Origin of the sequence: Promineifilum sp. (SeqCode), assembly GCF_041918635.1 — a bacterium.
In the GTDB taxonomy this organism is placed as follows: Bacteria; Chloroflexota; Anaerolineae; order Promineifilales; family Promineifilaceae; genus Promineifilum.
On record NZ_JAYRVJ010000136.1, the window covers coordinates 1 to 4,676 of the forward strand.

The window sequence follows — 4,676 nt, forward strand, 5'->3', positions numbered from 1 at the left end:
CGGCGAACGCCTCGGTCGTCCGCCGCGCCCACGTCGCGTCATACGGCTCCCCTTCGGGGAAGACGAAGCGCACGTCCACATCCGGCCGCTGCCCCTCAACCCCCTGCAAGTACCACAACGGTGTGGCCCAATGCCAGTGGGCCAGCACCACGCTATCTGGCGGGGCGCTCGCCAACAACGATGCGGCGTAGTCGCGGGCGCTCGTCCCCTCGTGCCGCGCGCCGGAGGCCGATACGTGGCCGAACCCCTGGTGCAGGACGGCGACGAACATTAGCGCCGTGAACAGCGGCCCGGCGACGGCCCACAGCCGGCCCGCGCCCGACAACCAGCGGGCCTCCGCGCCGGCATAAGCCAGACAGAGCGCCGCCGGGACGTAGGCGGGCATCATGTACTCGACCGTCTGCGGGGCGCGGTAGGTGGCGGCGATGAGCGTGTAGACGACGAACGCGCCGCCCAGCAGCAGCGCCGCCGCCCGGTCGCGCCGCAGCAGCGCCAGCAGCCCCAGCGCCATGCCGGCCAGCAGCAACGGCGCGAACTGGAAAGTCATGACGTTGCCCATCACGCGCAGCCGCTCCCACAGCAGCGCCGGCGCGGTGAAGTAGAACAGGTCGCCCCGAAAGCCGGTGGCCAGCACGTGTTCCAGGAAGCCGGATAGCGTCGCCAGGTCGGGCGACGCGCCGCGCACGTCAGCCGCCGCCCGCCACGGCAGATAAAGCAGCGGCAGCAGCCCCAGCAGCCCCGCGCCGGCGGCCGGCAGCCAGCGCCGCGGCTGTCGCCACAGCCCGCGGTCGACGACGAGGACGAAGAGCAGCCCAACCAGGATGAGAAAGGCCAGCGAGACGTGGTGCGTCAGCCCAAAGCCCATGAACAGCGCCGCCGCGACCAGCCAGCGGCCGGCGCGCCGCCCGTCGCCGCGCGCCGTGGCCGCGCGGAAGTGGAGCAGAGCCAGGAGGATGAGCGCGGCGAACAGGGCGGTCAGGCTGCGCACGTTGGCCGTGGTCGCCTGCGACCAGAAGGTTGTGGCCGTGCCCAGGGCCGCGGCCCCCAGCAGGGCGGGCAGCCGGCGGCCGGTCAGGACTAGCCCGACCCGGTAGGTGAGCGCCACCGTCAGCGCCGCGGCGACGGCCGACAAAAGGTTGACGGCATAGGCCGGCGAGTCGAACGGCAGGCGCGTGAACAGGTGGGCCAGCATGACGTAGAGCGGGAAGCCGGGCGGATGGGCCACGCCGAGTTGGGCGGCCACGACCTGGAGCTCGCCGCTGTCGGCGGCCAGCACGTCGGGAGCCAAGTTCAGCGCGTAGAGGGCCAAGAAGGCGAGGAAAAGGGCGGTTTCTACGAGCGGCCAGCGTGGCACGGGATTCTTATCCCGTGGGCCGGGGGAAGACGCGGGATAAGAATCCCGCGCCACGGAAGTAACAACCGCCAGCAGCGCCAGCCAGGCGGCCAACCCTGTATTTACTTCCGGGTAGACTACGTAGACTAACAGGACGAGCGCGGGCCACGTGCGGCGCAACGGCCACCGCGCCAGCAGCCACGCCCCGGCCGCGGCCAGCGCCAGTCCCAACAGCGCCGCCGCCCACCAACCCGGCAGTCCCACCCATTCCCCACCGAGACGGGCCAGGAACAGGCCCAGGGCCATCCCGGGCAAATAGTGCAGCCAGCGGGACAAATCGGCGGTGAATCGTTGTCGCGCGGTGCTCAGCGTGACCTCACCGGCCGCTCTGGCGGCGCGCCAATTCGGTCTCCACGTCGGCCCAACCCAGGCCGCGCGAGACGAGCAACACGAGCAGGTGATAGACCAGATCGGCCGACTCCTCGATCAGCCGCGCGTCCCCCTGCCCCTTGGCGGCCAGGATGATCTCGACCGCCTCTTCGCCGATCTTCTTGACGATCTCATCTTCCCCCGCCGCCAGCAGCCGGGCAGTGTAGGAGTCAGGTGTGGGGTGGCGGAGGCGGTCCTGGAGGGTGGATTCTAGTTCGAGGATGATAGTCATGGGAATTAACAATTATGAATTATGAATTATGAATTATGAATTATGAATGTAAGAAGGCATAGCCATGCTCTGGGTTCATAATTCATAATTCCTAATTCCTAATTCATAATTCCTCCGAAAGTGTGCGATAGAAGCAGGAGGTCTCGCCGGTATGGCAGGCGGGGCCGGCGGGGTCGACGAGCAGCAGCAGGGCGTCGGCGTCACAGTCGTAGTGGATCTCGCGCACGCGCTGGACGTTGCCGGACGTGCCGCCCTTATGCCACAGCTCCTCGCGGCTGCGGCTCCAGAAGTGCGCCTCGCCTGTGACCCGCATCAGGCGCAGCGCCTCGGCGTTCACGTAGGCCAGCATGAGCACCTGGCGCGTGGTGGCGTCTTGCACGATGGCGGGCAGCAGGCCGCGGTCGTCGTAGCGCAGATCGGGAGTCATGGGACGGCCTCCCCATCCAGTCGCACCGGCACGCCTCGCTCATGCAGATACGCCTTCACCTGCCGGATGCTCAACTGGCGGTAATGAAACAGCGACGCCGCCAGCGCCGCGTCCGCCCGGCCGGCGGTCAGCGCCTCGGCGAAATGCTCAGGCGTGCCCGCGCCGCCGGAGGCGATGACCGGGATATTGACCGCCTCGGCCACGGCGCGGGTCAGGGCCACGTCGTAGCCGGTCTGCGTGCCGTCGCCGTCCATGCTGGTCAGCAGCAGCTCGCCCGCGCCGCACGCCGCCGCCTCGCGCGCCCACGCCAGTGCGTCCAGCCCCGTGGGCGTGCGGCCGCCGCTGACGTACACCTCCCAACCCGCCCCATCCAGTCGCCGCCGGGCGTCGATGGCGACAACGATGGCCTGGCTGCCGAACTCGGTCGCGCCGGCGGTGATCAGTTCCGGCTGGCGGACGGCGGCCGAGTTGATGCTGACCTTGTCCGCGCCGGCGCGCAGGATGGCGCGCATGTCTTCGACGGTACGGATGCCCCCGCCGACGGTGAAGGGGATGAAGACCTGGTCGGCCACGGCGCGGGCCATGGCCATGACCGTGGCGCGGGCCTCGTGCGTGGCGGTGATGTCGAGGAAGACGAGTTCGTCCGCCCCTTCGGCGTCGTAGAAGCGGGCCTGCTCGACCGGGTCGCCGGCGTCGCGCAGTTCGACGAAGTTGACGCCCTTGACGACGCGGCCGTTGTTCACGTCGAGGCAGAGGATGATACGTTTGGCGAGCATGGAGTGATCTCTAGGAAGATGCGGGATAAGAATCCCGCGCCACGGTCAGGGCGTCGGCCAGATCGAGCTTGCCGTCGTAGAGGGCGCGACCGATGATGACGCCGGCCACACGCCCCACGCCGCTTCCCCTGCCGGCCGCGACAGCCCCCAGCCGGGCGATGTCGTCCAGCGAGTTGACACCGCCCGAGGCGATCACGTCCAGGCCGGAGGCGTGGGCCAACTCGGCTGTCGCCTCGACGTTGACGCCGGTCAGGACGCCGTCGCGGCTGATATCGGTGTAAGTAACCACTTCCACGCCCGCGTCGCGCATGGCGAGGGCGAGATCGAGCGGCGCGACGGCCGTCTGCGTCTGCCAGCCGCGCGTGTGCACCCGGCCGTCGCGGGCGTCGATGCTGACGGCGACGCGCGCCGGGCCATAGCGGGCCAGCGCCTCGGCCACCAGTTGCGGGTTCTCCAGCGCGGCCGTGCCCAGCAGGACGCGGCTGACGCCGAGTTCCAGCGCCGCCTCAATGTCGGCCATGGCCCGCAGGCCGCCGCCGAACTGCACTCGCGCGCCGAGGTTGGCCAGCCGGTCAAGCGCCGCCCAGTTGTCCGCGCCCGCTTCGGCCAGCGCGCCGTCCAGGTTGACGACGTGGAGCCAGGCCGCGCCCGCCTCCACCCAACGCCGGCCGGTGGCCGCCGGGTCATGGCCGAAGACGGTCTGCCGGGCAGGGTCGCCCCGTTCCAGGCGGACGACGCGCCCGTGGCGGAGATCGATAGCGGGATAGATGTCGAATGTCATGTCAACCTCCTTCCCCCATTGTGACAAAATTCCGCAAAATGCCCAATCCGACCCGGTGACTCTTCTCCGGGTGGAACTGAATACCGTAGACGCGCCCACGCGCCACCACCGCGGCGAACGGCCCGCCGTAGTCGGCCCAGGCCAGGACGCACTGGCGCTCGGCCGGCTGGCAGTAGTAGGAATGGACGAAGTAGGCGTGCGCGCCGAAGGCGACCCCGGCCAGCAGCGGGTGACAGCCGTCGTGGGCGATCTCATTCCAGCCCATGTGAGGCACTTTAAGCGGGCGGCCGTCGGGGCCGAGGAGGCCGTCCGCGAAGCGCACGACGCGACCGGGCAGTAAGCCCAGTCCGGCATGGCGGCCCATCTCGTCGCTCTCGTCGAACAGGAATTGCATGCCCAGGCAGATGCCCAGCAGCGGCGCGCCGCGACCGACAGCCTCGCGCGTCGCCTCGTCCAGCCCGCGCCGCCGCAACGCCTCCATGCCCGCGCCAAACGCGCCGACGCCGGGCAAAACCAGTCGCTCCGCCCGGCGCACGACGTCGGGGTCGTCGCTGATGCGCACTCGGCCGCCGACCGCCTCGAACGCCTTCTGCGCCGAGCGGAGGTTGCTGCCGCCGTAGTCGATCATGGTGATGGGAGGTTGGGTCATAGTGTTCCCTTCGTCGAGGGCATACCGGAGCGGCCGGGGTCGAGCGCGA

General features: G+C 69.7%; 5 protein-coding genes and 1 pseudogene. All 6 read right to left on the bottom strand.

Annotation, left to right across the window (positions count from 1 at the left end; genetic code table 11):
* The coding region (locus ACE3UY_RS04545) for a protein O-mannosyl-transferase family (RefSeq protein ID WP_374686367.1) at positions 1-1,669 on the bottom strand (1,669 nt) is incomplete at its 3' end.
* Between the two features lie 40 nt (positions 1,670-1,709).
* On the bottom strand, positions 1,710-1,994 hold the full coding sequence (hisE, locus tag ACE3UY_RS04550; protein WP_374686368.1) for a phosphoribosyl-ATP diphosphatase: 285 nt from the start codon (positions 1,992-1,994) through the stop codon (positions 1,710-1,712).
* A 109-nt stretch (positions 1,995-2,103) separates the two neighbouring features.
* Positions 2,104-2,421 (bottom strand): annotated as a pseudogene (gene hisI, locus ACE3UY_RS04555) (phosphoribosyl-AMP cyclohydrolase); the annotation flags it as partial.
* Positions 2,418-3,197, bottom strand: a complete 780-nt coding sequence (gene hisF, locus ACE3UY_RS04560; protein ID WP_374686369.1) for an imidazole glycerol phosphate synthase subunit HisF — start codon at positions 3,195-3,197, stop codon at positions 2,418-2,420. The gene hisF and the pseudogene hisI, both read right to left, overlap by 4 nt.
* A 10-nt stretch (positions 3,198-3,207) precedes the next feature.
* Positions 3,208-3,978, bottom strand: coding sequence for a 1-(5-phosphoribosyl)-5-[(5-phosphoribosylamino)methylideneamino]imidazole-4-carboxamide isomerase (gene hisA / locus ACE3UY_RS04565; protein ID WP_374686370.1), 771 nt, complete (start codon positions 3,976-3,978; stop codon positions 3,208-3,210).
* Between the two features lies 1 nt (position 3,979).
* Positions 3,980-4,627, bottom strand: a complete 648-nt coding sequence (hisH, locus tag ACE3UY_RS04570; RefSeq protein WP_374686371.1) for an imidazole glycerol phosphate synthase subunit HisH — start codon at positions 4,625-4,627, stop codon at positions 3,980-3,982.
* Positions 4,628-4,676 lie beyond the last annotated feature (49 nt).